This window comes from Micromonospora sp. NBC_01739, assembly GCF_035920385.1.
Lineage (GTDB): Bacteria > Actinomycetota > Actinomycetes > Mycobacteriales > Micromonosporaceae > Micromonospora.
The window spans coordinates 3,756,797-3,782,255 of the sequence record NZ_CP109151.1; the positions used below are offsets into that span (position 1 = coordinate 3,756,797).

A 25,459-nucleotide genomic window follows, 5' to 3' on the forward strand; every position below is an offset into this window, starting at 1 on the left:
AGCGGCCGGGCGACGGGCATCGATGGGTCACTACCCCCATGGGGGTAGTCGGACATACCACCCCGACGGGACGACGGCGATCGATCACCGCCATAGCGTCGAAGAGTCCCGAGGAGGGCAGGGGTGACCGATGGGTGATACGACGACGATCGCGGTCCCGTTCCGCGGCTGTGTCGGCGGGAACGTGGACCTGACCTGGGGTCAGGCCAACATGTGGCGTGCGGTGGAGCGCTTCGGCGGCGCGGCCGAGCGGTTCAACCTGCCGCGCTGGCGGCTGTTGTCCCGCCCGGTGCCGCTGGCCCGCGCCGTGAAGGCGATCCGAGTGCTCGTCGAGCGCCGGCAGGTGTTGCGGACCCGGTTCGTGACCGGTGCGGACGGTCCCCGCCAGCAGGTAGCCACCGACGGAACGCACCGGGTCACCGTCGTCCCGGTCCGCCGCTCACAGGCCCACCGCGTCGCGGTACGCACGACGGCCGAGTTGGCCACCGGCCGGATCGACCTGGCCGGGGAATGGCCGGTCCGGTTCTGCCTGCTGGTCGAGCGGCACGCGGTGATCGGGGTGGCGTTCGTGGCCTCGCATGTCGCGCTGGACGGCTGGGCGACCGATCGGCTGCTCGCCGACCTGCTGCACTGCCTGGACGGCCGGCACCGGCTGCGACCGGAACGGTACGGGCCGATCGAGCACGCCCGGCACGAGGCCGTCGGGATCAGGTCCAGCACCCGGGCGTACCTGGAGAAGTGCCTTCGGTCGGTACGGCCGTCGCTGTTCGCCACCCTGGTCGGCGAGGCCGACCTGCCGCGCTTCCACGCGCACACCCTGCGGTCGACCACGATCGTCTCCGCCGCGCGGACCATCGCCGACCGATGTGGAACCTCGACCGCGGCCGTCTTCCTGGCGGCCACCGCCGCAGCCCTCGCCGCCTCCTGCGCCGACCGGCAGGTGCCGATAAAGATCATCACCTCCAACCGGTTCACCCCGCGATACCGCTCGCTCGCCGCCGCGATGGCGCAGGACGCGCTCGCGGTGGTGCCGCTGGGCGACACCGACTTCGACGAGACCGTACGGCTGGCGTACCGGTCGGCGACCATCGCGTGCTGCCACTCGCGCTATCCGCCGGACGAGTTCGATCGCCTCCGGGCCCGCATCGAGGCGGCTGCGGACACCACCTTCGACCTCAGCGCCTACTTCAACGACGCCCGGACCATGCAGCCGGACGGGCGGGCGGTCGAGCCGCCGTTGCCCCGGGGCCGGTCGGCCGAGGCCGGCGGCGTGCTCACCCGGCTCGACGGGCTCGACGACAACGACATGCGGTTCTACCTCCGGATCACCTCGGCCGGCAGCGCGTACGACCTGCTGCTCGTGACGGACTCACACCTGTTCTCCGCGACCGGAAGTGCACGGCTGCTGCGCGGCATCGAACGGCTGCTGCTCGCCGCCGCGACCGGGCCCGTCCCGGTCGCCCGGATGGCCGCCCTGACCGGCGCGACACCGCTGTAGACCATCGCGCGACCACTGTGCGGAACAGTCTTTTGGAGGATTGCCATGACATCGGCGAACGTCACCCTGCTCTGCCAGATCTGGAGTCGCCTGCTCGCCACTCCCATCGGTCCCGACGACGACTTCTTCGACAACGGCGGATACTCGCTGCTGCTCATCGAGATGGTCATCCAGGCCGAGGAGGCCGGGCTGCACTTCGGGCCCGAGCAGGTATTCGACCACCGCACTCCGGCGGCGCTGGCCGCGGCTCTCGAGGTCGATCTGGAGGCGAGTCGGTGACCGGCTCCCTCGCCGACCGCTTCGACGAGGTCGCCCGTCGGCACCCGGACAGAACGGCAGTGGTGGACTCCGCCGGGACCATGACGTACGGGCAGCTACGCCAGGCCGGTGACTCGATCGCCGGTGACCTCGAAGCCGCCGGGGCCGGGGCCGGCCACCTGGTCGGCATCCGGGTGGGCCGCAATGCCCAGACCGTCGCGGCGATCCTCGGGGTGCTGCGGACCGGGGCCGCCTACGTCGCCCTGGATCCGTCCTGTCCGGCCGACCGGATCGAGTTCATCCGCACGGACGCCGGGATCGGCCTGGTAGTCGACAGCTCCGGCGATACGGACCCGCCGACGGTCACCGGGCAGGCAGTCCCCCGCCTCGATCCGCTGCCCGCCGACCTGGCCTATCTCGCCTACACCTCCGGCTCCACCGGTCAGCCCAAGGGTTGCCTGATCACCCAGCACAATGTCACGGCGTTCCTCGACGAGACGGTGCCGTTGTTCGACCTGACCCCGGAGGACCGCTGGACGGTCTTCCACTCGCTGGCCTTCGACGCCTCGGTCTGGGAACTGTGGGGAGCGCTGGCCACCGGCGCTACCGCCGTGCTGGTGCCGACCCCGGCGCTGCGCAACCCGGCGGTCTTCGCCCGGCTGCTGGCCGACCGCGCCGTGACCGTCGTGTCGCAGGTCCCGTCGGCACTTCAGTATCTGCTCCCGGCGCTCGCCCGACGCGGCTGCACCGGACCGGAAACGGCACCGCTGAACCTGCGGTACCTGTTCTCGGTCGGGGAGGCGATTCGGCTGGACCTGGTGGCCGAACTGCGGCGGATCGTGGGCGGCCCGGAACCGGTCGTGGTGAACATGTACGGCCCGACCGAGACGACGGTCTTCGCCACCATGAAGGAGATCACCGAGGCCGATCTGCGGTCCGGGATCCGGTCACCGATCGGCCACCCACTGCCGAAGGCCGGGGTCGTCGTGGTCGGCCCCGACGGCAACGCGTCGCCGCCCGGGGAGACCGGAGAGCTCTGGATCACCGGCGAGACGGTGGGCCTGGGCTACCTGCACCGGCCGGAGCTGACGGCCGATCGTTTCGTGTCGTGGGAAGGGGCGCCCGCGTACCGGACCGGCGACCTCGGCCGGTGGCTGCCGGACGGGTCACTCGAACACCTCGGCCGCCTCGACCAGCAACTCAAGTTGCGCGGTTATCGGATCGAGCCGGAGGAGATCGAGGAGGTGCTGCGTCGTACCGGACTGGTCGCCGACGCCGGGGTGTGCCTCGGCGAGGTGGGCCGGGCGCAGTTCCTGACCGCATGCGTCACCACGGTGACCGGACTGCTGGACCCGCACGGGATCAGGGCGCTGCGCGACGCCGTGGCAAAGACCCTGCCGGAGGCGATGTGTCCCGACCGGTACCTCCTGCTCGACCGGCTGCCCCAGAACACGTCCGGCAAGCTCGACCGCCCTGCGCTGGTCGAGATCGTCCAAGACCGACTCGCCGCCACCACGACGGGGTTCCCGCCCGCCAGGAGGCCGGATGTCGACGCCAGGTGACCGGGTCGGCAGGATCGTCGATGCCGTGCTCGGCACGGCGGCAACGGAGGACTCGCTGAGCCGGCTGGGGGTGACCTCCCTCGATCTGCTCAGGGTCTGCGCCGAACTGGAGCACCGGACCGGGATCACGCTCTCCCTGGCCGACGTGATGACGGCCCCGACGGTCACCGCGCTGGCCGAGCACTGGCGCAACGGCGGCGTGCCGGTGCTGCCCCACCAGACCGGTGCAGGGATTCCGCTGACCTCCCTGGCTCGCGGCTGCCTGCTCCGCCAGCTCGTCTCCCCGGCCGACATCGCCGGCAACTGCATCCTGCTGTGGACCCTCGACGGCCCGGTCCACGCCGACCTGCTAGCGGAATCGATCATGGAGGTGCAGCAGCGTCACGAACTGCTGCGGTGCGCGTACACCCTGCGCGGTGGTGCGGTGCCCGCAGGTCCGCCGGTCGCCCCGGCCCGGATGGTCGCGGAGACCGCCGCCGAGGCGCTGGCGCGGTGCCAGCCCCTGCTCACCGTGGCGCTGCGACCCGCAGCGGGTGAGGTCTTCCGTTCGGTGGTCGTGAGCACGCCGACCGGGGCGGTCATCGGCCTGGTCGCGCATCATGTCGCGTTCGACGGCTACAGCGAGAGTGTCGTCGCCGCCGATCTCGGCCGGGCGTACCGGGCCCGCCTCGACAGGCGCCCGGTCGACTGGCCGGCGGCCCCGGACGGCCAGACGGCGAACGAGTCCTACCGGCGGCAACGCGCCGCCGGAGACCTGGATCGGCAGGGTGCCCGGGTACGCGCCGCCCTGTCCGGGGCCACCGAACTCCGTTTCCCCGGGGCCACCGGCAGCCGTACCGGCCGGGAGGCGTCCGAGAAACCGGCCGTACTCACCGCCGCCCTGGCCCCGGTCCCGGCCGTCTCCGTAGCCATGGCGGCCTACGCCCGCGCCGTCGGGACGGTCACCGGCCAGCGGGACATCTCCTTCGTGGTGCCGGTGAACCGCCGGGGTGCCGCCGGGCTCGACCTGGTGGTCGGCAACTTCGTCGAGATGCTGCCGGTACGGATCATGCTGCCGGCCGCTCCCGATCCGGCCGGGGACCTGACCGCGACCGCGACCGCCTGGGCCAGCGCGCTGTCCCGCCAGGACCTGGACTTCGAGGAGGTGGTCCGGGCGGCAGGCTCGGCCCGGCACATCCACCAGCATGTCTTCGCGCTACAGAACAATCCGGCTCCCCGGATCGAGCTACCCGGGACACGGGCCCGATTCGTCCGGAGCCCCTACCCGGCCCTGGCGAACCGGACCATGACCGAGATTTGGCCGGCCGGCAGCGGCTACAGCGACACCACCGACACCGCAGTGTTCAGCTACGGGCCGGGTTGGATCGGTGCCGCCGAGGCCGCCGCCCTGCTGACCGGCTTCCGCGACAACCTCCGCCGGTACGCCGGTCGGCAACCGGCACCGGTCACCGCGCTGCCGGGGGTGTGTCGATGACCGCGACCGAGGCCGGTCGGAGCCGAATCCGTACGGCGGTGCTCTTCTGCGTCAACGGGATGCTGATGGGCAGCTTCGCGACCCGGCTGCCGGATCTGAAACACGGCCTGGAGGCCACCGACGGTCCCTTCGGCCTGGCGTTGGCCGCCGCCACTGTCGGGGCTGTCGCCTTCGCGAAGCCCGCCGGAACGGCCATCGTGCGCTACGGCGAGGGACCCGTGGCGCGGCTGGCGATGCTCGCGACCGCGGCGTCGATGTTCCTGTTGTCGTTCGCCGGGTCACTGGTGGCCCTCGGCGGGCTCCTCGTGGCCTTCGGTGTCGCGGCCGTCGCACTCAACATGGCGGCGAACAGCATGGCCGCCGGCGTGGAGCGGCTGCTGGCCCGATCGGTGATGTCCGGCATGCACGCCCTGTTCAGCGGCGGCGGACTGCTCGGCGCGGTCACCGGCGGCCTGGCGGCGGGGGCCGGTGCGACCGTGGCCGAGCACTTCGCCGTGCTCACTCTCCTGTGTCTGGTGCTCGGCGTCGTCCTGCGCGGCGGCCCGCCCGGTACCGCCGGCACCGGGGACGAGCCGGCGGCGGACCGGTCGGGTTCCGGTGGGCCCCGGGTGACCCTGCTGCTGGGCGCGATGGCGTTCTGCTTCTACATCGCCGAGGCGGCGATCGACGACTGGAGCGCCATCTACCTGCACGATTCCCTGGCCGCCCCGGCAGCGCTGGTCGGCTCGGGATACGCGGGGTTCTGTGTCGCCATGGCGGTCGGCCGCCTGTTCGGCGACCGGATCGTCGACACCATCGGCGCGGTGTGGGCGGTCCGGGCCGGTTCCCTGCTCGCCGGGGTCGCGCTCACGCTCGGGGTGACCGCGCGGTCGCTACCCGCCGCACTGGCCGGGTTCACCCTGTTCGGACTCGGCATGTGCGTGGTGGCACCGGCCTGCTACAGCGCGGCCGGACGCCACGGCGGCCGGATGATCGCGTCGGTCACGGCCGCCGGGCATGTCGGTCTGCTGGTCGGTCCCGCCATCATCGGGGGCACCTCCCATCTGTTCGGCATCGGAACGGCGATGCTGGTGCCGGTCGTGCTCGCGATGCTGGTCGCCGCCCTGGCCGGCGCGGTGCGGCCTGCCCCGCAGGCGGTCGGGGTCGCCGACACCGGGCCGCAGGCACCCCATCGCACGGCCGAGCCGAGCGGCGACCGGAGTTAGCCCTCCGCGAGCCACCACCGCCGAGGGTTCAGACCTTGCCGAGGGCGTCGATGTCGCGCATCTCCTCGGGGGTCAGCGAGAAGCCGAAGACGTCCGCGTTGGCGCGGATCCGCTCCGGGGTCACCGACTTCGGGATGACCACGATCTCGTGATCCAGGTGCCAGCGCAGCACCACCTGGGCCGGGGACACCTCGTGCGCCGCGGCGATGCGGGTCAGCACCGGGTCGGACAGGTTGCTGGCCTTGAAGGGGCTGTACCCCTCCAAGACCACCCCACGGTCCCGGAGTTCGAGGTGCCGCTGCCGGTCGTACAGCGGCGGGCTCCACTTGATCTGGTTGATCGCCGGGGGTTCCTGGGTGGCCTGGATCAGCTCGTCGATCTGCCCGGTGCTGAAGTTGCTGACCCCCACCGCGCGGGCCAGCCCGGCGTCCCGCGCGGCCAGCATCTCCCGCCAGACCGGGATCAGGTCGCCCGGCTCGCTCGGCGGCCAGTGCACCAGCCACAGGTCGACCTGGTCGACCCCGAGGGCCCGCAGGCTCTGCTCGATGGTCTCCCGTTCCCGGCCGACCCGCTCCGGCGGCAGTTTGGTGGTGAGGAAGACCTCCTCCCGCGGCAGCCCGCTGTCCCGCAGGGCCCGGCCGACCTCCTCCTCGTTGCCGTACATGGTGGCGGTGTCGATGTGCCGGTAGCCGATGTCGAGGGCGACCAGGACGGCCTTGTACCCGGCTTCGCCGGTGGCCTGCCAGGTGCCGAAGCCGAGCAGGGGGATCCGGACATCGCCGGGAAGAAGGGCGGTGGGGTGGTCAGCTTGGTCCATACCGACCGTTGTACCCCCTTCGGGTCCTGCCACGCCCGAAAACGGTCCCGCCGGTCTGGTAGACCCGGGCGGTGGGCAGGCACGACCGCCCGGTTTGCCGGAGAATGCGGGTGTGGCTGACCGGCTGGAGGAGTACCGGCGCAAGCGGGACGCTACGCGTACCCCGGAACCGGTGCCGGCGGAGCGACCCCGCCGCCGGGCCGGCCGCGACCGGAGCCGGTTCGTCATCCAGCAGCACCACGCCCGCAGCCTGCACTGGGACCTGCGGCTGGAACACGACGGGGCGCTCGCCTCCTGGGCGGTGCCGCGTGGCCTGCCCCGCGAGCCCGGCCGTAACCACCTGGCCGTACACACCGAGGACCACCCGATGGAGTATCTCGACTTCGCCGGGGAGATCCCGGCCGGTGAGTACGGCGGCGGACAGATGATCATTCACGACCGGGGCACGTACCACTGCGAGAAGTGGCAGGACCGTGAGGTGGTCGTGCACCTGCACGGCGACCGGACGACCGGCCGGTACGTGCTGTTCGCCACCGGCGGCCGGGACGGCCGGGACTGGATGGTGCGGCGCACCGATCCGGCGCCGCCGGGCTGGACCACCATGCCCGACCTGGTAGCCCCGATGCGCACCACCCCGGCCGCCCGGCTCCCCAGCGACCCGGAGAACTGGGGGTACGAGCTGCGCTGGGACGGGGTCCGGGCGATGGCGTACGTCTCCGGGGGCCGGTTGCGGCTGCTCTCCGACACCGGTACCGACATCACCACCGAATACTCCTGGCTGCGGCCGATGGCCGAGGCCCTGGCGCCCACGGAGGCCGTACTCGACGGGGTGCTGGTGCGCATCGACCGCGCCGGACGGGTCCGGCCGGTCCGGGGCGGACGCGGCACCCCGGACGCCCAGTACCTCCTGGTCGACCTGCTCTGGCTGGAGGGGGCCGCCAGCGGCCGACTTCCCTATCGGCAGCGCCGGGAACTGCTGGAAGGGCTGACCCTGACCGGTACGCACTGGCAGACCCCGCCGTGGTTTCCCGGCACCGGCGCCGAGGCCCGGCAGGCGGCCCGTGAGCAGGGCCTGCCCGGGGTGATCGCGAAACGGTTGGACTCGATCTACGAGCCGGGTCGGCGCAGTCGGGACTGGCGTCGCATCGAGGCAAGCTGAGACGGCGAGGAGCATCGTGTACCTGACCCATCTCGAATGCCCGCGCTGCGGCCGGGAACACGACGCCGGGGTACCGCAGAACCTGTGCGACTGCGGCTCACCCCTGCTGGCCCGCTACGACCTGGCCCGGGTGGCCGGGATCCTCCAGCCAGAGCGGTTCGGGTTGCGCCCGGCCGACCTGTGGCGCTATCGGGAACTGCTGCCGGTGGCCGACCCCCGGCACGTCACCACCCTGGGCGAGGGGTGGACCCCGATGCTGCGGGCACCGTCCTACGGTGTCCGAATCGGGGTCGACGAACTGCTGGTCAAGGACGAAGGGCTGATCCCTACCGGGTCCTTCAAGGCGCGCGGGGCCGCCGTGGGGATCAGCCGCGCCCGGGAGCTGGGCATCCGCCGGATCGCCATGCCGACCAACGGCAACGCCGGAGCCGCCTGGGCCACCTACGCGGCCCGGGCCGGGTTGGGGGCCATCATCGCGATGCCGGTCGACGCCCCGACCATCTGCCGCCGCGAGTGCGTGGCCGCCGGAGCGGACCTACGCCTGGTCGACGGGCTGATCAGCGACGCCGGGCGCCAGATCGCCGCCCTGGTAGCGGCCTCCGGCGGTGCCGTCTTCGACGCCGGTACCCTGCGCGAGCCGTACCGCCTGGAAGGCAAGAAGACCATGGGGTACGAGATCGTCGAGCAGCTCCGTTGGCAGGTGCCCGACGTGATCGTCTACCCGACCGGGGGTGGGGTGGGGCTGATCGGCATCCACAAGGCCCTAGGCGAGCTGCGGGAGCTGGGCTGGATCGAGGACCGGCTGCCCCGCCTGGTGGCGGTGCAGTCCACCGGCTGCGCGCCGATCGTGCGGGCCTTCGCCGCCGGGGAGGACCGGGCCCGGCCCTGGTCGGAGGCCCACACGGTGGCCTTCGGCATCACCGTGCCCGCGCCGCTGGGCGACGAGCTGATCCTGTCCGCCCTGCGGGCCACCGCCGGCACCGCGATCGCGGTGGACGATGCCGAGATCCTGGCCGACCTGCGGGACTTCGCCGCCCGGGAGGGCCTGCTGCTCTGCCCGGAGGGGGCCGCCTGCCTGACCGCCGCCCGCAAGCTGCGGGCCGGCGGATGGATCCGCGCCGGGGAACGGGTGGTGGTGCTCAACACCGGGGCCGGGGTGAAGTACCCGGACACGGTGGACGTCTCCGGGGTGCCGGTGCTGCCCGCCTGACCGTTCTCACCTGGCCTCGCCTGGCCGAGCCTCGGTCAACCCCCGGCCAGCTCGGTCAACCGCCAGGCGGCGTTGATCAGGCCGATGTGCGACAGCGCCTGGGGGGTGTTGCCCAGGTGTGCCCCGCTGTCCAGGTCGATCTGCTCACTGAGCAGCCCCAGGTCGTTGGCGTGCCCGGTGACCTGCTCGAACAGCCGCGCGGCCCGCTCGGGTTCACCGGCCATCGCCAGGCACTCCACCAGCCAGAACGAGCAGAGCAGGAAGCCGCTGGGCTCGTCCCGCCAGCGGCGGACCAGCCCACCGGCAGTGCCCAGCTCCCGTTCCACGGCCGCGATGGTGGCCCGCATCCTGGGGTCGTCGGCCGGCAGGAAACCCATCACCGGCAGGTACAGCACGGCGGCGTCCAACTCCGGCGAGCCGAAGGCGCCGGTGTAGATTCCCCGGCCTTCGTGGAACCCCTCGCGCAGCACGGTGGACCGGATCTCGTCCCGCACGGCCGCCCATCGCCGCACGTCCGCGCGTTCCCCCAGCCGGGGGGCCAGCCGCACCGCCTTGTCCAAGGCCACCCAGCACATCACCTTGGACGACAGGTAGTGCCGTTCCCGGTCACGCGGCTCCCAGATGCCCCGGTCCGGCAGCCGCCAGGTGGCCGCCACCTGCTCGGTCAGCCCCAGGACCAACTCGCGTAGCTCGGCGTCGAACTCCTCCCCCAGGTAGCTGCGCAGCAGCCAGACCGCGGAGACGATCTCACCGGGCGTGTCCGCCTGGTGCTGCCGCCAGGCATCGTTGCCGACCCGCACCGGGGTGCTGCCGGCGTACCCGGCGAGGTGGGGACAGAGATGCTCGTTGATGTCGCGTTCGCCCTCCAGCCCGAACAGCACCGGGATCGGGTCGGCGCCGATGCGGCCGATCGAGCGGGTGGCCCAGGCGAACAGTCGGGAGGACTCCGTCGGGCAGGCCGCCACCCACAGGGCCCGCAGGGTCATCGCGAAGTCCCGCAACCAGGCGTAGCGGTAGTCGTAGTTGCGGTCGCCGCCGATCACCTCCGGCAGGGAGGTGGTGGCCGCCGCGGTGACCGCACCGCTGCGGGCGTACGTCAGGCCGGTGAGCACGGTCGCGCTGCGCCGGACCAGATCGGGGTAGCGGCCGGTGTACCGGTGGCTCTCCCGGAATGCCTGCCAGGCCTGGGCGGTGTCGGCAACGGCCGCTATCGGGTCCAGTTCGACCGGGGAACCGCCGTAGGCGGCGGCGTAGGCCAGGTCGAAGCCGAGCACCTGGCCTTCGGCGATCTCGAAGTCCTGTCGTACCCGGTCGTCCTCGGCGCGCAGGCGCAGCTTGGTACAGCGCAGCACCAGGTCGACCGGGCCAGCCGCCACCTGCACGGTCCCGTCGGCCCGTTCCCGCAGGTACGGCATGGTCAGGCCGTACTCCGGTCGGGGTCGGAAGTCGACAGTCATCGGCACCCGGCCGGACAGCCCCTCCACCACCCGCACCAGCACGGCCGGGGAGTTCATGCCGAGTTCGTGAGCCCGGGCCCCCGGTTCCCCGGCCAGTGCGTCCGTGACGGCAACACTGCCCTCCGGGGTGTGGTGCACGGTCCGCAGCACCAGGGTGTCCGGCAGGTACGACCGCTGCACCCGGTGCCCGGCGGACCCGACGGCGGCCGGTGCGATGCGCCAGTGGCCGCCGTCGGGGTCGAGCAGGCGGGCGAAGACGGACGGGGAGTCGAACCGCTGCGGGCACCACCAGTCGACTCCGCCGTCCGTGCCCACCAGTGCGCTCGTACGCAGGTCGGACAGGAAGCCGTAGTCGGAGATGGGCCGCATCCCAGGCGCGTACCCGGTCTTCGAGAGGCCTCACCTCGGGGCCGGGCCGCTGCGGTGGCCGACGGATCAGGAGGTCGGTGGTTCGTCCTTCCCGGCGGCCTCGGCCTCGTCGGCCTCCTCCTTGGTCCGATGTACCGCCTGATCGGCGTGCTCCGGCGGGCCGTAGACCGTGTAGAGCACCAGCGGGTTGGGGCCGGTGTTGACGAAGTTGTGCTTGGTGCCGGCCGGTACGACCACCAGGTCGCCCTGCGCCACCTCCCGCTTCTCACCGGCCACCCGAGCCTCCCCGGTGCCGCTGACGAAGGTGAGGATCTGATCGGTGTCCTCGTGGACCTCCTCGCCGATCTCACCCCCCGCCGGGATCGTCATGATCACCAGTTGGGTGTGCTCTCCGGTCCACAGCACGCGGCGGAAATCCGGACTCTTCTCGGCGACGGTCGCGATAGTGAAGTGCTCCATGCCCGGCACATACCCCCTGACGGGCCTCGCCACGCCGGGATCGGCAGATGGTGCGATTGAGCACGGATCTCGGGTTTGTCAGGCCCTCGAACGGGGATCGCTATCTCGGCCGGCAAGCTCCGGCGAGCCAGGTCCCCGCTGACGTACCGCCGTACGGCTGCGGTGGTGGGAGACGGCCGAGCGCGGCGACGTCTCGATCCTCGGATCGAACGGCGCCGCGCGCTCATTCCTCCCACCGGCCCCGCGCCGGGTGTCAGTCGTTGTCGACTTCCAGGACCGGGACCCCGTTCACGCAGCGAACCGACAGCTCGTGCTCCCCGCTCGGGCCGACGAAGCTCACCTCGGCGTCGTCGTCGGGCCCTCGGTCGTAGTCGTCGACCCGGTAGCCCTGCCGGGGAGTCCAGGACACCAGGTACACCCCGCCCGGTACGCATTCGGCCACCACACTGCCACCGGACCCGGTGAAGCTGCGCCGGCCACCGGCCTCGGCGCTCGGGTTGGCCGGGGTGGCGGGCGTACTGGTCGGCGCCGTCGGACCCGGGGTCGGTGCGGCGGAGGTGGTGGCGCCGGGAGCGACCGGGGGCGGCTCGGCCAGGGCCCGGGCCACCTCCTCCTGGCTGCGGACCCCGCCGGGGGTGCCGGTGAGGCTCTCCCCCACCAGTTGGATCGCGGCGACCCCGATCAGCATGGCGACGGCCGCGGTGGCCAGCCACCCGGCGACGGCGAGGAGAGTACGACGGCCCATGCCCCGACTATCCCCGATCGCCGGTTGGGCCGAGGTTCAGCCAACCCTAAGAACGGGTTAACGTCACCGGTTTCACGGCCTCGGCGGGGATACTCTGCCTGCTGTGGCCCGCCTGCTGTTGATCGAGGACGATCTGACCATCCGTACCCCGCTGGTGCGGGCCCTGCGTGAGCGGGGCCACGCGGTGGCCGCCGCCTCCACCGCGATGACCGGCCTGCGGGACGCCCTGGACGACCGGCCGGACCTGGTCGTCCTCGACCTGGGCCTGCCCGACCTGGACGGCCGGGAACTGCTGCGGATGTTGCGGGCGGTCAGCGCGGTACCGGTCATCGTGGCGACCGCCCGCGACGACGAGCGGGAGATCGTCCGGGTGCTGGACGCCGGGGCCGACGACTACGTGGTCAAACCCTTCACCGCGGCCCAACTCGACGCCCGGGTGCGGGCGGTGCTGCGCCGAGGGCCCGGCGGACCGGCCGAGGAGGACCCCACCCTGGTCGTCGGGGGCCTGCGGATCGACCCCCGCGCCCGGCAGGTCAGCCTGGACGGGACGCCGGTCGAGTTGACCCCCCGCGAGTTCGACCTGCTGCGACATCTGGCCAGCCGGGCCGGTGAGGTGGTGACCAAGCGGGAACTGCTGACCGAGGTGTGGCAGATCCCCTACGGCGGGGCGGACAAGACCGTCGACGTGCACCTGTCCTGGCTGCGCCGCAAGCTCGGCGAGAACGCCCAGCAGCCGCGCTACCTGCACACCGTACGGGGGGTCGGGGTGCGTCTGGTCGCCCCGGAGGTGCTCGGGTGAGGGCCCGCCTGGCGCTGCTGGTGGCGGCGGTCAGCGTACTGATCGTGATCGCCTTCCTGGTGCCGTTGGCCCTGCTGCTGCGTACCGCCGCCGAGGAACGGGCCACCGTACGCGCCACCGGGGACGCGCAGAGCCTCGCCACCGTGGTCGGCACCGCCGACCCGGACACCATCCGGCTGACGGTCGACCAGCTGGTCGCCGAGTCCGGTCGACCGGTCAGTGTGTTCCTGCCCGACGGCACGGTGCTCGGCTCGCCCGCCGAACCCACCCCGGCGGTGCAGTTGGCCGCCCGGGGGCAGAGCCTCACCGCGGAGACCTCCGACGGACGGGAGGTGGTGATCGCGGTGCTGGGCCGAGCCGACGGCACGGCCGTCATCCGCACGGTGGTGCCCTCCGCCGAGATGACCGCCGGGGTGGGTCGGGCCTGGCTGGTGCTGGCCCTGCTCGGGGTGGTGCTGGTGCTGATCGGCCTGGCGGTGGCCGACCGGTTGGCCCGGACCCTGGTGCGGCCGATCAGTGAACTGTCCGCGGTGTCCCACCGGCTGGCCAACGCCGAACTGGACGCCCGGGTGCAACCGGCCGGGCCGGCGGAGCTACGCGAGGTGGGCGGCGCGCTCAACCATCTGGCCGGCCGGATCCAGGAACTGCTGGTGCAGGAGCGGGAGCAGGTGGCCGACCTGTCCCACCGGCTACGTACCCCACTGACCGCCCTACGGTTGGAGGCGGAGTCCCTGCGGGACCCCCAGGACGCCGCCCGGGTCACCGAGGCGGTGGACGGGCTGGAACGGGCCGTGACCGGGCTGATCCGGCAGGCCCGCTGGCGTACCCCGGCCGACGGGGCGGTGGCCACGGACGCCGTGGCCACCGTGACCGACCGGGTGGCCTTCTGGTCGGTACTCGCCGAGGACACCGGCCGGGCGATCGAGCTGGACCTGGCCCCCGGTCCCCTACCGGTCGGGGTACCCGCCGACGAGTTGGCCGCGGCGGTCGACGCGCTGCTGGGCAACGTCTTCGCGCACACCCCGGACGGCACCGCCTTCGCGGTACGGCTGGCCCCCGCCGGCCACCAGGTCGCGCTGACGGTCGCCGACGAGGGACCGGGCATCGCGGCCGACTCGGTACGCCGGGGCGCCAGCCAGGCCGGCTCCACCGGCCTGGGACTGGACATCGCCCGCCGGGCGGCCCAGGCCAGCGGCGGCCACCTCGAACTGGGTGAACGCCCCGGCGGCGGCGCCGAGATCACCCTCTACCTGGGCCCCCCGAAGACCTGACCCCCGCCAGCGGCGTGATCGACTCCGTTACGCCGTAACGGCGGGGTCCCACCGCCTCCGACACCACCGTTTCGGCGTAACGGCGGGCAGACCGGGGTCCTTAACCCGGCCTTAGTGTTCGCACAGCGCGGGGCTATCCCGCCGGCACCGATCCTCTAAGGCAAGAACCGAGGAAGGGTGAAGACGATGAAGCGCAACCCCCTGTTGTTGGTGGCGGTCGGCGGTACGGCGGCGGTGCTCGCCGCTACCGGAGTGTTCCTGGGTGTCACCGCCGCCGACAGCAACCAGGCCCGGCCCACGAAGCTGATCGCCGCGACCAGCTCCCCGACGACCGCAGAGGTGCCGGACGAGGCCACCCCGGCCGCGCCGAGCGACCCGGCCGCCACCGTCCCGGCCGCCCCGAGTGACCCGGCCGCGCCGCAGACCAGCCCGGTGGTGCCGACCGAGGGAGCGACCCCGGGCAGCGGGCAGGACGCGGTGAGCGCCGAGCGGGCCGGTGAGATCGCCCTGGCCAAGGTGGGCGGCGGTCAGATCACCGAGGTCGACCGGGACCAGGAGGACAACCGGCCGGTCTGGGAGGTCGAGATCGTCAACGGCGACATCGAGCACGAGGTCGAAATCGACCGGGAGACCGGTGAGGTCCTCAAGGCCGAGCAGGAGCCGGTCGACGACGACGATGACGACGATGACGATGACGACCGGGACGACGACTGATCGCAGCGTTGACGGGGCCGCCCCGGCATGGCATCCGCCGTGCCGGGGCGGCCCTCTTTTTCGGCTGCCTCAGCCAGAAAGCCCACCTTGAGGTGGGTCACCCAGCGGTGCGGCAGCGGGGCATCGCAGCCGACCTGCCCCACGCCCGGATCGGGCCGGGGTTTCGGGGCGGCCCCGGAGTATGACCGCCGGGGGTTCGGGGGGAGGGCAACCCGGCCCGGAGCGTTGCCCCGGGGCGCGGTCAGCGACCGCGATGCAGCCAGGCGAGCAGGTCTGGCGGGGCCAGCGCGGCGGCCCGCGCCTGGTAGCGGGCCCGGTCGGCCGCGTCGAGCAGGGCGCTGCCCTGGCCGGAGCGGCCGGTGCGGAAGAAGGCCTGCCGGTCTTTCAACACTCCGGCCGGATCCGGGGCGAGCCGGTCGGCCCGGGCGCGCATCCGGTCGAAGGTGGCGGCCGCCACCAGTTCCGGGCCGGGAGGGTCGAGATCCAGCAGTTCGGCTAGGCGACGCATCTGCCCGGCCAGGTCGGCGCGCAGGTCGTCGTAGTGGACCAGGTGGACGTTGGGCTGGTCGCGTCGCGCCCAGGCGTCGTGCAGATGCCACATGACCCCGGGCAGCGAGTCCAGTTCCTCGCGCGGGTCGGGGTCCGCGTCGATCCAGCGTACGAGCGCCTCTGCGATGGAGGGGCGAGGCCGGTCGGGTTCCGGTGGCCGGGGCCGGCCGGTGAGTTCGGCCAGCCGGGCCCGGTCGAGGTTTGCGCCCTGGTGGAACAGGGAGACCGCCAGGTCCAGCGGATGACGGGCCACCACCAGGTAGTGCACCTGCGGATCCATCGGCACACCGTCCAGTGGGGTGTGGGTCTTGATGAAGCGGCGGTGCCGCTGGGCGGCCAGTCGCGCGTACACCTGATCTGCTGGTTCTGCCAGCCAGTCCAGCCAGGGCGAGAGGGTCGGCAGGGGTGCCGGCAGGTCCGGGGTACGCAGGACCAGCAACGCGCAGATCATCTGCATCCAGGTCGTGCCGCTCTTGGAGCGGGTACTGATCACGATGTCACCGGGACGCAGCGGGAATCCTCGCCAGCGGATGCTGTCCTCATCGACGGATCGGTAGCGGGTCGGCGAATCAGGCACCCGGTGACGGTAATCCCGGCAGTCGCCCACGGTCCCGGGATTTCCTCACCGTTTGCCCTGTGAGCTGGGCAATCACCTGGCTACATTGAATTATGATGCCCGCCCGAGCAGGACGGGCGACGCAACCGGTCTATCGCCCCCTGCTAGCCGCCACCCGCGGGGAACTCGAAGCGCTCAGTCACCTCGACGGCGTCCACACCCCTGTTGTCGTCCCGATCCTGCGATTGTCCACAACAGATCTACCACTGCCCGATCTGCTGCACCGACTCCCGGCCGGGTTGGTGCCGGCCATCGACGTCAGCGCCCTGCCCGACGGGGTGGAGACCGAACTGGTCCGCTGGGGCGTACCGCTGATGCCGGTGATCTGTCTGACCGACGGTGAGCGGCGGCTGGCCGCGCACGGGATCACCGCCCGGGCGTACGCCGGGCGGGCGGTGGTGCGGCTGCGCATCGACCAGGACCGGGCGGGACCGCACGCCACCACCGCGAGCGTGGAACGGATCTGGCGGTACGCCCGGCTGGCTCCCGAGCAGTGCGATCTGCTGGTCGACTGCGGGGAGGTGGGCTGCCGGGCGGACCTGCGGACCGTCGAGCCCCGGGCCCGCCGGGCGCTGGAGTGGGCCCGCCGGCATCCCTGGTGCTCGGTGAGCGTGGCGGCCGGGGGTATGCCATCGGCCCTGTCCCGGCTGCCCACGGACGAGCCGGTGCGGGTGTGCCGCTGGGACTGGCTGCTCTGGCAAGGGCTGGCCGACCTGGAGGTCGGCTTCGGCGACTACGGGGTGATGTCCGCGGCGCCCGGCGGGGCCCTTCCGGGCGACCGACTGCCGACCCTGCGCTACACCGACGAGGACGCCTGGTGGGTCTACCGCTGGTCCCGGCGGGGCGGGCGGGGTGACGAGCGGATGGCCGACCTGTGCCGGGCCCTGGTGTCGGCTCCGCACTGGCCGCCGGCGGGGGCGGACTTCTCCTGGGGCGACCACGAGATCCTCCGGCGGGCCCGAGGGGTGGCCGGAGCCGGCTCGACGACCAACTGGCTGGCCTGGAGCACCTCCCACCACCTGGCCCAGGTGCTGGCGGCGCTGCGCCCGCCGACCCGGGGCGGGCACGGGCGTTCCGGCCCGCAGCCGCCGCGCAGTCGGGCCCCGCGCGGCGGCCAGACCCGCCGCGTCGGGTGAGCCGCGGGCTACTGCTTCTCGGTGAACCCGAACTGCACGACTCCCTCGTCGTCGACGGAGGCGTCGACCGAGGCGTCCCCGAGCAGGTCGGCGGCGTCGGAGTCGAGGAAGATCCGGGCACCCTGGGTGTCGACCACCTGGTCCCCCTCGACGGGTGCGGCGACCAACTCGACGGTGAGCGATCCGGCCTGGGTGTCGGCGGCGATGCGCACCCCACCGCCCTCGGTAACGTCCTGCTGGGCGGCGAGGTCACGGATCACCAGAACAGCGTTGTCGGTCATCGTGAGCATGGTGGGACTCCTCGTGGCTTTCACTCGGCTCCGGCACGGACGCGGGAGGTGTCGCTCGCGGGCGGATCACCCGCCACCCGCACGCCGGAGATGTGGCGGCGGCCGGTGCTGGCCAGGGCCGACGTGGTCGCCGGAGGACGGCCAGACACCGTCGCATCGGGGCAGCTCAGGGCCCCCTCCACTGCCCACGGTGCCCCCCGTCGAGCCATCCGTCAAATCGGCTGGTTCCGATGGGGTTGCGGGTGTGGACACCGTGATCGGGGGTATCGGAGGGGGTTGCGTCAGACCCGTTCCAGCAGCACCACCGGGATGTCCCGCTCCGTCTTGGCCTGGTAGTCGTCGTACGCCGGCCAGATGTCGGTCATGATCGGCCAGAGCCGGGCCTTCTCCTCGGCCGTGGCGGTCCGGGCCCGGGCGGTGAACCGGTCCGGGCCTACCTGCACCTGGACGGTCGGGTCGGCGGCCAGGTTGAGATACCACGCCGGATGCCGGGGATCTCCGCCCTGGGAAGCCACGATCACGTACGCCTCCCCGTCCCGCCCGTAGATCAACGCGGTACGGCGCAGGTTCCCGCTGCGCCTGCCTCGGGTGGTCAGCAGCAGCGTGAAGACACCTGGACGCCACTCGTGTCCCTGCTTGCCGTCGGTGGCCACGTACCGGTCGATGTGCTCGGCCACCCAGCCCGACGGGCTGTCCAACACCTGCTCACTCGTACTCATCGGTCCTCCTGGATGATGGTCATCACCGGACCTACGCTACTGACCGATCGGCCATCGGACCCAGGATCACCGCAGCGCCATCGCCTGAAGGCCGACGAAGCCACAGTGCGGGGTGAAGGTCTCCTCCACCGTCCAGGAGAGCAGCAGCCGGGTCCCCTCGGGTGCCTGGAACCGGATGGTGACCTGCGCGGACCTGCTGGTGTGCCGCTCCTCCAGCCGTACGGTGCGACTCGGACCGCCCTCGGCCAACCGCAGGTCCAGCCGGCCCCGCGCCATCCACACCCCGAGATAGACCGTGGCGGTACGCGGCCGGCCATCGGCGGTGACCGCCAACTGGAAGCCGTTGCCCGTACCGCAGACGTAGGCCCCCTCGGAGGTGGCCTCGACGGACCGCACCTGCGCGCCGTCACGCCACCGGAACAGCTCCTGATTGCCGTCCCAGCCGCTGCGGTCCCCCGGGCCGCCCAGGTCCCGCAGTTCGCCGGTGCCCTCGCGTTTGCGTACGGTGTCCTGGGCACCGCCCAGCCCCCAGTGCATCCAGTCGCGCCGGCCCGCCTCGGTCAGGTGCACCGTTTCGGGGATGTCCGCCCGGCTGACCGTCAGGGTGGTCGGCACGGCCACCGGTGCCGGCGACGGCGGGCTGACGCTCGGAGTCGGGCTCGGGCTGGGTGGCCGTTCCCGGGGCCGGAGACCGGGTACCGCCAGGGCGGTGGGCACCGGGCCGGGCAGGCTGGGTCGGCCGACCACCGCCGGCAGGCCGCCGGGCTGCGGGGGCTCCTGCCGGGCGGGCTCGGACCACCAGCCGACGAAGGCGACCAGGGCCAGCAGACCGACGAAGGCGGCCAGGGCCTCCATCGCGTACCGGCGTCGGCGACCGGCCCGCGCCGACCGCCTGGCGGCCCGGGTGGTGGCCGGCTTGACACCCTGCTGCTCGTAAGCGAACGCCGGTGGTCCGGACGGCTGCTCGGGGTAGGAGCGGTGCCGGGCACTGCCTCGGCGGCGTGTCCCTCGGGTCCGGGGGGATCTCGCCTCGGTCGGTGCGGCGGGTTCCTCGGCCACCGACTCTCCACTTCTGCCGGACCGGACTCGCACCGGTCTGCTCGACCCGGACACGGGCCGACCCACCTTGACATTACGGACACCCTCGACGCCAGTCGATGGATGGGGTCGCCGAAAGGTCAGCCGCGGACGTCGAAGCCGAGGGCCTGGGCCAGGACCATGGCCTGTCCGACATCGACCAGGGTGTCGACGCGCTGCACCACCGTGGGGTCCAGGCCGGTCAGGTCGCTGCCCCGCAGGTCGGCCCGGGACAACCGGGCGTTGCGCCAGTTCACCTCGGACAGATCGCTGCCGGTGATCGTCGCTGCGGTCAGGTCGGCACCGGCCAGATCGGTCTCCCGCATCCGGACCCCGGTGAACCGGGCGCCGCGCAGGTCGGCCCCGGCCAGGTTCACGAAGGACCAGTCACCGCCGGTGACCGTCAGGGGGCGCAGGTCGCACCGGTCGAAGGTGCTGCCGACGAACTTGCAGCCGGTGAACTCGGCCTCGAACAGGTTGCACCGGACGAAGGTGCAGCGGGTGAAGGCCGAGTCGACATGCCGGGAGATGTTGAACCGCACGTCACCGAAGGTGCAGCCGGAGAAGGTGGCCCCCCGACTGGTCGCCTCGGTCAGGTCGACCCGGTGGAAGGCGCAGCCGAGGTAGTGCCGGTCGGCAAGGTCCTCGGCGTACCAGTCTTCGTCGTGAAAGGTGACATCCTCGATCGGCTCCGGCATACCGGGAGGTTAACCAACCCGACCGACAACCATCTTCCCCACGCATCAACCGGGTCGGTAGGTTCGACCGGTGAGCATCGCACGCAGCACCGACCCGGCCCAGGTCGGTTTCGATCCGGCCCGGCTGGCCCGGATCGACGAGCATTTCGGCAGGTACGTCGAGGACGGCCGGTTGACCGGCTGGCAGGTGGTGGTCACCCGCCGGGGCGAGGTCGCGCACTGCTCGACCTACGGGCTGCGCGACCGCGAGGCCGGTGCCCCGGTGCAGGCGGACACCCTGTGGCGGATCTACTCGATGAGCAAGCCGATCACCTCGGTGGCCGCGATGATCCTCTGGGAGGAGGGTCGGTTCGAGCTGACCGACGAGATCAGCCGGTGGCTGCCGGAGTTCGCCGACATGCGGGTCTACTCCAAGGGGTCGACCCTCAAGCCGTACACCGTGCCGGCGGTCGAGCCGATCCGGGTCTGGCACCTGCTGACCCACACCGCCGGTCTGACCTACGGCTTCATGCAGACCTCGGTGGTCGACGGCCTGTACCGGGCGGCCGGCTACGACCTGTACCCGCCCTCGGACGTCGACCTGGCCGGGGCCTGCCGGGCCTTCGGCGAACTGCCGCTGCTGTTCCAGCCCGGCACCGCCTGGGGTTACTCCGTCGCCACGGACGTACTGGGCCGGCTGATCGAGGTGGTCTCCGGGCAGAGCCTGGACTCCTTCCTCACCGAGCGCATCCTGCGCCCGCTGGGCATGGAGGACACCCGCTGGTACGTCGACGGTGCCGACGCCGCCCGCCTGGCCGCGCTGTACGCCGCGGACCCGGCGACCGGCCGGGCGGTGCGCTACGACGCCCTCGGTGCGATGGCGTACGAGAAGCCCACCCTGCTCTCCGGCGGGGGTGGCCTGATCTCGTCCGCCGCCGACTACCACCGCTTCACCCAGATGCTGCTGCGCGGCGGCGAACTGGACGGGGTGCGGCTGCTAGCCCCCCGCACGGTGCGCTTCATGACCAGCAACCACCTGCCCGGCGGCCGGGACCTGGGCGCCCTGTCCACCGGGGGGTTCGCGGAGACGAACCTGGAGGGGGTCGGCTTCGGTCTCGGTTTCGCGGTGGTGCAGGATCCCATCCCCAGCCGGGTGCCGAGCAGTGTCGGGGAGTACTACTGGGGCGGGGTGGCCAGCACGGCCTTCTGGGTGGACCCGGTGGAGCAGGTCACGGCCATGTTCTTCACCCAGCTGATGCCGTCGAGCACCTGGCCGATCCGCCCTCAGTTGCGGCAACTGGTCTACGCGGCGCTGGTCGGCTGAGCAAGGCAGCGGGATCGGGCGTTCCGCCGACGGCGACCCGGCCCGCTCCATAGCCTGGGACCGTGAGCGAGATCGTCGTGTTCGGAGCGGGCGGCACCGCAGGTTCACGGATCGTCACCGAGGCCTTCGACCGGGGTCACCGGGTGGTAGCCGCGGTACGCCGACCGGAGGCCACCACTTACCTGCCCGCCGGGGTACGGGTGGTCACCGGCGACGCCACCAGCGAACGCAGCGTACGGGAGTTGGCGCCGCTGGCGGACGCCCTGGTGGTGGCGATCGGCGGCGGCGACCGTACCCTCTGGCCCGACGCGACCCGGGCCCTGCTCGACGGGTTGCGGGGGATGCCGGCCGCGCCCCGGGTCATCCATGTCGGCGGCGGGGCCACCCTGCTGTCCCCCTCGGGGGGCCGACTACTGGACGAACCGGACTTTCCCGAGCAGTACCGTGACGCAGCCCTCGGCCAGGCGGAGGCGCTGGAGCTGTACCGATCCCATGCGGACGGCGTGAGCTGGACTTATGTCTCGCCGCCCCCGCTGGAGTTCCATCCAGGTGTGCGTACCGGGCGATATCGCACCGGAACCGACAGCCCGGTTACCGACGCTCAAGGCCGGTGTGCACTCAGCTATGAGGACCTGGCGGTAGCGATCATTGATGAAATCGAGAATCCGCAATTTCTGGATTCCCGTTTCACTGTCGCTTACTGACCCCCTGATCTTGAGTAAGGGCAGCTCGCGAGTTAGATTCAAGCCTCCATGACCCGGGCGGCACCCCCTCTGCGCCCGGTTCTACCGCAATTCAGGAGGCGCAGCCTTGTCTTCATTCGACGACACCGTGACACCCCTACACGAATCGTCCAACTCCATCGGGTCCGGGTTCCTCAATCGTCGCCGGGTGCTGACCGTCGCCCTCGGTGGCGCCGCCACCGTGGCGCTGCCCGTGCCCGCGTGGGCCGCCAACGACAAGCGGCCGGGTTCGCACAAGCCGCCGAAGCTCACGCCGGACGACCGGAAGGTCATCGCGCAGATCTCGTCGCGCCGGGCCCTGGAGCACCTGGTCAAGCTGTCGGAGGACATCGGGCCGCGCATCGGTGGCACCAAGTCGGAGCGGAAGGCCGCCGACTACATCGCCCGCCACTTCGACAAGCTGGGCTACGACACCACCCTTCAGCCGTTCACGGTCGCCGACAAGTTCACCGGCCAGATCAGCACGCCGCCCCGCGGCCGCAAGCTGCCGAAGGACCTGAACTGGCAGACCGGGGCCAGCGCCCACGCGGCGTTGGACACCAAGGTCACCGGTGACGTGGTCGACGTCCGCGCCGGCGCGGCCAGCGACTACCCGGCCAACGTACGCGGCAAGATCGTCCTGGTGGACTACGTCGCCGCCCGGCGTGAGCAGCTGGTCGCCACCGCCGTCGCGGCCGGTGCCGCCGGTGTGATCCTGATGGCCGCCGACGCGGCGCCGCCGCGCCTGGCCGGGACCTTCTCCCCCACCCTGCCCGGCTCGGCCAACAACCCGGTGCCGATCCCGGTGCTCGCCGTCGCGCAGTCCCAGAAGCACCGGCTGCGCGAGCTGCTGGCCACCGGACCGCTCACCCTCACCGTCGCCACCACCGCGCACCGCAACCTGACCTCGAACAACGTGCTGGCCGAGCGGCGCGGGAAGTCGGGTGCGAACGGCCCGATCGTCATGATCAGCGCGCACTACGACACCGTCATCGGTGCCCCGGGCGCCAACGACGACGGTTCCGGCACCGCGCTCTGCATGGAGCTGGGCCGGGTGCTGAAGTCGATCCCGACCAACGCCACCATCCGGTTCGGCCTCTGGGGCTCGGAGGAGCAGGGCCTGATCGGCTCGCGCTACTACGTCCGCCAGATGCCGCAGGCCGAGCGGGACCGGATCCTCGCCGTCTACCAGAACGACATGGTCGCCACCAGCTGGGACCCGGCGACGAAGTACTGGCTGCTCTCCTTCGACGGCCAGGACAACCGGGCCACCTCCGAGGTCGCCGCCGCGGCCCGCCGCCTCGGCTACGAGCCGCAGATCTCCCCGGTGACCCAGCGCGGCTCCAGCGACCACCAGTCCTTCCAGGAGGTCGGCATCGCCAGCGCCAACTTCTCCTGGCGTGGCGAGGAGTCCCCGGCGCTGCTGGAGCCTCCGTACCACACCCCGGAGGACACCATCGCCAAGAACATCAGCCTGGAGCGCCTCCAGGTCTCGATGGAGCTGATCGGCACCGCCGCCTACGCGACCGCGCGGGCCTGATCTCTCGGAACACCTCGGACGGGGTGCGGCCGGTCGGCCGCGCCCCGTCCCCCGTTCGGGGGCGGTTGCGCCGATCAGCCGACCCGGCCGGCCGAGGACTGGCTGGGCACCCGGGGTCGCACCGAGGGCCGCCAGGCCCGGCCGTTGGCGTAGATGACCCGGAACCCCAGGTACGACGCCAACGGCGCCCAGTGGGCCGAACCCATCCGCAGCTCGGCGGCGTTGTGCCGATGGCCGTTGGCCAGCACGTCCAGCAGGACGGTCTCGAACGCGGCCGACTCCACCCAGTCCACCTCGCGGGTGAAGCCACAGATCAACGCCGCGCCGGTGACCGCCAGGAACTCGCGCAGCACCGGCTCGGGGGCGCGCAGCACCGAGCAGCTGCCGAAGTAGAGTCGTCGTCCCTCGCAGCGCCCGGCCATCCGCTCGGCCACCTCGGTCAGCTCGACGGAGTGCCAGTCGGTCAGACAGAGCCGGTTCGGCTCGCCGTGCATGGCGAAGAAGCCCAGCCGGTAGTCGGCGTACTGCTTGAGCAGCCAGCGGTCGACGAAGTAGAACAGCTCGTCGCGGGTGGCGGCGTCCTTGTGGATGAAGCGGATCCGCCCGAGCCGTTCGAGTAGTTCGAGGGTGGGCAGCACGGACCCTCGTTCGTTGAGATCCCGGTGCCACTGACCCTCGACGCAGAAGATGCCACCGCGCGCCACGCCGCCTCCCGTCGCAACCCGCGCTGACGTTACCGGGATCACCTCTGTCAGGGAACCTCACCGATGCCGGGGCCAGCTGCGAGGTTGTGGACCGCCAGGGCGCGGCTGGGCGGCATTGTCCGAATGGCAAACGGCGACAATTCTCAGCGATTCCTCAGGTAAGCCAATTTCCGAGGACAATTCGCGTTAACTGCCGCGAATCCGCCCCTCAGGTGCGAGGGTGAATCTGCGGGACCACCCTGGTCAAACTCCCGCATACCATCCCTGTCGCTCTATCGGGAGGACTTCTGTGCGCGTACACACTGTGAAGCGGGCTCTGGTCGCCCTGGCCCTGGCTCTGCCGGGCGCCGCGATCGCCGCGGTGGTCGCCGCACCGGCGGCGCACGCCGACGCCTGTTACACCTGGGACCGCACCCTCTACCAGGGGCGGTCCGGCAGCGACGTACGAGAGCTGCAACTGCGGGTGGCCGGTTGGGCGGGCAACCGCGACATCGTGGAACTCGACGGCCGGTACGGTCCGAAGACCGCCGCCGCGGTCCGCCGGTTCCAGTCGGCCTACGGCCTCACCGCCGACGGGATAGCCGGGCCGCAGACCTTCGCCAAGCTGTACCAACTCCAGAACGACGACTGCACGCCCCGGCACTTCAACTACGCCGAGATGGACGACGGCTGCGGCCGGGGCGGGTGGACCGGGGGCCCGCTGACCACGGCACAGACCCGCGAGAACGCCCTGCGCACGATGTGGAAGCTGGAGGCCCTGCGCCGCAGCCTCGGCGACCAGCCCATCATCGTCACCAGCGGCTTCCGCAGCCGCACCTGCAACAACCAGGTCGGCGGGGCCTCGAACAGTCAGCACCTCTACGGCAACGCCGCCGACCTCATCTCCCGGGACCGACCGCTGTGCGACCTGGCCCGCGCGGCCCGCAACCACGGGTTCAGCGGCATCATCGGCCCCGGGGTGTCCGGACACGACACCCACGTGCATGTCGACTCACGGCGGGAGAACAACCGGGACAACATCACGAACAGCACCTACTGGGCCGCCCCGGACTGCGGGATCGCACCCGGTAACCGCTGAAGCATCGACGTCGGCCCGGGGCCAGGCGGG

At 72.0% G+C, this 25,459-nt stretch carries 25 protein-coding genes; 15 read left to right on the forward strand and 10 right to left on the reverse strand.

Annotated elements, in window-relative coordinates; translation table 11 throughout:
• Nucleotides 1-130 precede the first annotated feature (130 nt).
• Genes OIE53_RS16835 through OIE53_RS16855 form a run of 5 tightly spaced genes read left to right on the forward strand, consistent with a single transcriptional unit; the run spans nt 131 to nt 5,997 of the window.
• Nucleotides 131-1,498 carry a hypothetical protein gene (locus tag OIE53_RS16835; RefSeq protein ID WP_327022485.1) on the forward strand — a complete coding sequence of 456 codons (1,368 nt, stop codon included), beginning with the start codon at nt 131-133 and terminating at the stop codon, nt 1,496-1,498.
• A 45-nt stretch (nt 1,499-1,543) separates the two neighbouring features.
• On the forward strand, nt 1,544-1,777 hold the full coding sequence (locus OIE53_RS16840) for a phosphopantetheine-binding protein (protein ID WP_327022486.1): 234 nt from the start codon (nt 1,544-1,546) through the stop codon (nt 1,775-1,777).
• Nucleotides 1,774-3,318, forward strand: a complete 1,545-nt coding sequence (locus OIE53_RS16845; RefSeq protein ID WP_327022487.1) for an amino acid adenylation domain-containing protein — start codon at nt 1,774-1,776, stop codon at nt 3,316-3,318. Before OIE53_RS16840 ends, OIE53_RS16845 begins: the two co-directional genes overlap by 4 nt.
• Nucleotides 3,302-4,792, forward strand: coding sequence for a condensation domain-containing protein (locus OIE53_RS16850; RefSeq protein ID WP_327022488.1), 1,491 nt, complete (start codon nt 3,302-3,304; stop codon nt 4,790-4,792). Before OIE53_RS16845 ends, OIE53_RS16850 begins: the two co-directional genes overlap by 17 nt.
• On the forward strand, nt 4,789-5,997 hold the full coding sequence (locus OIE53_RS16855) for an MFS transporter (protein WP_327022489.1): 1,209 nt from the start codon (nt 4,789-4,791) through the stop codon (nt 5,995-5,997). The genes OIE53_RS16850 and OIE53_RS16855 overlap by 4 nt, the downstream gene beginning before the upstream one ends.
• Before the next feature lie 28 nt (nt 5,998-6,025).
• Here the strand turns inward: OIE53_RS16855 and OIE53_RS16860 are convergent, their stop codons facing one another.
• Nucleotides 6,026-6,814, reverse strand: coding sequence for an aldo/keto reductase (locus tag OIE53_RS16860; protein WP_327022490.1), 789 nt, complete (start codon nt 6,812-6,814; stop codon nt 6,026-6,028).
• Nucleotides 6,815-6,926: 112 nt separating this feature from the next.
• On the opposite strand from OIE53_RS16860, the gene OIE53_RS16865 reads away from it, so the two are divergent.
• Both OIE53_RS16865 and OIE53_RS16870 read left to right on the forward strand, forming a co-directional pair.
• Complete coding sequence (locus OIE53_RS16865; RefSeq protein ID WP_327022491.1) at nt 6,927-7,973, forward strand: DNA polymerase ligase N-terminal domain-containing protein; 1,047 nt, start codon at nt 6,927-6,929, stop codon at nt 7,971-7,973.
• A gap of 16 nt (nt 7,974-7,989) precedes the next feature.
• Nucleotides 7,990-9,183, forward strand: coding sequence for a threonine synthase (locus tag OIE53_RS16870; RefSeq protein WP_327022492.1), 1,194 nt, complete (start codon nt 7,990-7,992; stop codon nt 9,181-9,183).
• 35 nt (nt 9,184-9,218) lie between these two features.
• Here OIE53_RS16870 and OIE53_RS16875 read toward each other — a convergent pair whose 3' ends face one another.
• The 3 genes from OIE53_RS16875 to OIE53_RS16885 all read right to left on the reverse strand — a co-directional run bounded on the left by OIE53_RS16875 (nt 9,219) and on the right by OIE53_RS16885 (nt 12,213).
• Nucleotides 9,219-11,009 carry a glycoside hydrolase family 15 protein gene (locus tag OIE53_RS16875; RefSeq protein ID WP_327022493.1) on the reverse strand — a complete coding sequence of 597 codons (1,791 nt, stop codon included), beginning with the start codon at nt 11,007-11,009 and terminating at the stop codon, nt 9,219-9,221.
• Nucleotides 11,010-11,075: 66 nt separating this feature from the next.
• Nucleotides 11,076-11,468, reverse strand: a complete 393-nt coding sequence (locus OIE53_RS16880; protein WP_327022494.1) for a cupin domain-containing protein — start codon at nt 11,466-11,468, stop codon at nt 11,076-11,078.
• 253 nt (nt 11,469-11,721) lie between these two features.
• Complete coding sequence (locus OIE53_RS16885) at nt 11,722-12,213, reverse strand: septum formation initiator (RefSeq protein WP_327022495.1); 492 nt, start codon at nt 12,211-12,213, stop codon at nt 11,722-11,724.
• A gap of 103 nt (nt 12,214-12,316) precedes the next feature.
• Between OIE53_RS16885 and OIE53_RS16890 the strand changes: the two genes are divergently transcribed.
• The 3 genes from OIE53_RS16890 to OIE53_RS16900 all read left to right on the forward strand — a co-directional run bounded on the left by OIE53_RS16890 (nt 12,317) and on the right by OIE53_RS16900 (nt 14,997).
• Complete coding sequence (locus OIE53_RS16890) at nt 12,317-13,012, forward strand: response regulator transcription factor (protein WP_327022496.1); 696 nt, start codon at nt 12,317-12,319, stop codon at nt 13,010-13,012.
• Nucleotides 13,009-14,283, forward strand: a complete 1,275-nt coding sequence (locus OIE53_RS16895; RefSeq protein WP_327022497.1) for a sensor histidine kinase — start codon at nt 13,009-13,011, stop codon at nt 14,281-14,283. The genes OIE53_RS16890 and OIE53_RS16895 overlap by 4 nt, the downstream gene beginning before the upstream one ends.
• Nucleotides 14,284-14,469: 186 nt before the next feature.
• Nucleotides 14,470-14,997: a PepSY domain-containing protein gene (locus OIE53_RS16900; protein WP_327022498.1), complete on the forward strand. Its 528-nt coding sequence runs from the start codon at nt 14,470-14,472 to the stop codon at nt 14,995-14,997.
• Nucleotides 14,998-15,238: 241 nt separating this feature from the next.
• Here the strand turns inward: OIE53_RS16900 and OIE53_RS16905 are convergent, their stop codons facing one another.
• Complete coding sequence (locus OIE53_RS16905) at nt 15,239-16,123, reverse strand: sulfotransferase domain-containing protein (RefSeq protein ID WP_327022499.1); 885 nt, start codon at nt 16,121-16,123, stop codon at nt 15,239-15,241.
• A gap of 95 nt (nt 16,124-16,218) precedes the next feature.
• Between OIE53_RS16905 and OIE53_RS16910 the strand changes: the two genes are divergently transcribed.
• A complete protein-coding gene (locus tag OIE53_RS16910; RefSeq protein ID WP_327022500.1) occupies nt 16,219-17,298 on the forward strand; it encodes a beta family protein in 1,080 nt (359 codons plus the stop codon).
• Between the two features lie 8 nt (nt 17,299-17,306).
• Here the strand turns inward: OIE53_RS16910 and OIE53_RS16915 are convergent, their stop codons facing one another.
• The 4 genes from OIE53_RS16915 to OIE53_RS16930 form a co-directional block, all read right to left on the reverse strand.
• On the reverse strand, nt 17,307-17,588 hold the full coding sequence (locus OIE53_RS16915) for an adhesin (protein WP_327022501.1): 282 nt from the start codon (nt 17,586-17,588) through the stop codon (nt 17,307-17,309).
• A gap of 281 nt (nt 17,589-17,869) precedes the next feature.
• Entirely contained in the window at nt 17,870-18,307 is a 438-nt protein-coding gene (locus tag OIE53_RS16920) for a nitroreductase family deazaflavin-dependent oxidoreductase (protein WP_327022502.1), read from the reverse strand.
• Between the two features lie 66 nt (nt 18,308-18,373).
• Nucleotides 18,374-19,366, reverse strand: a complete 993-nt coding sequence (locus OIE53_RS16925) for a hypothetical protein (RefSeq protein ID WP_327022503.1) — start codon at nt 19,364-19,366, stop codon at nt 18,374-18,376.
• Between the two features lie 119 nt (nt 19,367-19,485).
• Complete coding sequence (locus OIE53_RS16930) at nt 19,486-20,082, reverse strand: pentapeptide repeat-containing protein (protein ID WP_327022504.1); 597 nt, start codon at nt 20,080-20,082, stop codon at nt 19,486-19,488.
• Nucleotides 20,083-20,152: 70 nt separating this feature from the next.
• Here OIE53_RS16930 and OIE53_RS16935 point away from each other — a divergent pair, with 70 nt between their 5' ends.
• The 3 genes from OIE53_RS16935 to OIE53_RS16945 all read left to right on the forward strand — a co-directional run bounded on the left by OIE53_RS16935 (nt 20,153) and on the right by OIE53_RS16945 (nt 23,647).
• On the forward strand, nt 20,153-21,385 hold the full coding sequence (locus tag OIE53_RS16935) for a serine hydrolase domain-containing protein (RefSeq protein WP_327022505.1): 1,233 nt from the start codon (nt 20,153-20,155) through the stop codon (nt 21,383-21,385).
• A 62-nt stretch (nt 21,386-21,447) separates the two neighbouring features.
• A complete protein-coding gene (locus tag OIE53_RS16940; RefSeq protein ID WP_327022506.1) occupies nt 21,448-22,089 on the forward strand; it encodes an NAD(P)-dependent oxidoreductase in 642 nt (213 codons plus the stop codon).
• Between the two features lie 106 nt (nt 22,090-22,195).
• Nucleotides 22,196-23,647, forward strand: coding sequence for a M28 family peptidase (locus OIE53_RS16945; protein WP_327022507.1), 1,452 nt, complete (start codon nt 22,196-22,198; stop codon nt 23,645-23,647).
• A gap of 74 nt (nt 23,648-23,721) precedes the next feature.
• Here the strand turns inward: OIE53_RS16945 and OIE53_RS16950 are convergent, their stop codons facing one another.
• The gene (locus tag OIE53_RS16950) at nt 23,722-24,351 is read right to left on the reverse strand and encodes a DUF6642 family protein (protein ID WP_327022508.1); all 630 of its coding nucleotides are present in this window, start codon (nt 24,349-24,351) and stop codon (nt 23,722-23,724) included.
• A 289-nt stretch (nt 24,352-24,640) separates the two neighbouring features.
• Between OIE53_RS16950 and OIE53_RS16955 the strand changes: the two genes are divergently transcribed.
• Nucleotides 24,641-25,429 carry a M15 family metallopeptidase gene (locus OIE53_RS16955; RefSeq protein WP_327022509.1) on the forward strand — a complete coding sequence of 263 codons (789 nt, stop codon included), beginning with the start codon at nt 24,641-24,643 and terminating at the stop codon, nt 25,427-25,429.
• The last annotated feature ends 30 nt before the right edge of the window (nt 25,430-25,459 follow it).

What these genes read in the sequence shown, in the direction of transcription:
- OIE53_RS16920 (WP_327022502.1), bottom strand. Translation starts at nt 18,307, where the DNA reads ATGAGTACGAGTGAGCAGGTGTTGGACAGCCCGTCGGGCTGGGTGGCC.
- OIE53_RS16885 (WP_327022495.1), bottom strand. Translation starts at nt 12,213, where the DNA reads ATGGGCCGTCGTACTCTCCTCGCCGTCGCCGGGTGGCTGGCCACCGCG.
- OIE53_RS16855 (WP_327022489.1), top strand. Translation starts at nt 4,789, where the DNA reads ATGACCGCGACCGAGGCCGGTCGGAGCCGAATCCGTACGGCGGTGCTC.
- OIE53_RS16900 (WP_327022498.1), top strand. Translation starts at nt 14,470, where the DNA reads ATGAAGCGCAACCCCCTGTTGTTGGTGGCGGTCGGCGGTACGGCGGCG.
- OIE53_RS16840 (WP_327022486.1), top strand. Translation starts at nt 1,544, where the DNA reads ATGACATCGGCGAACGTCACCCTGCTCTGCCAGATCTGGAGTCGCCTG.
- OIE53_RS16930 (WP_327022504.1), bottom strand. Translation starts at nt 20,082, where the DNA reads ATGCCGGAGCCGATCGAGGATGTCACCTTTCACGACGAAGACTGGTAC.
- OIE53_RS16875 (WP_327022493.1), bottom strand. Translation starts at nt 11,009, where the DNA reads ATGCGGCCCATCTCCGACTACGGCTTCCTGTCCGACCTGCGTACGAGC.
- OIE53_RS16860 (WP_327022490.1), bottom strand. Translation starts at nt 6,814, where the DNA reads ATGGACCAAGCTGACCACCCCACCGCCCTTCTTCCCGGCGATGTCCGG.
- OIE53_RS16915 (WP_327022501.1), bottom strand. Translation starts at nt 17,588, where the DNA reads ATGCTCACGATGACCGACAACGCTGTTCTGGTGATCCGTGACCTCGCC.
- OIE53_RS16880 (WP_327022494.1), bottom strand. Translation starts at nt 11,468, where the DNA reads ATGGAGCACTTCACTATCGCGACCGTCGCCGAGAAGAGTCCGGATTTC.
- OIE53_RS16850 (WP_327022488.1), top strand. Translation starts at nt 3,302, where the DNA reads ATGTCGACGCCAGGTGACCGGGTCGGCAGGATCGTCGATGCCGTGCTC.
- OIE53_RS16910 (WP_327022500.1), top strand. Translation starts at nt 16,219, where the DNA reads ATGCCCGCCCGAGCAGGACGGGCGACGCAACCGGTCTATCGCCCCCTG.
- OIE53_RS16835 (WP_327022485.1), top strand. Translation starts at nt 131, where the DNA reads ATGGGTGATACGACGACGATCGCGGTCCCGTTCCGCGGCTGTGTCGGC.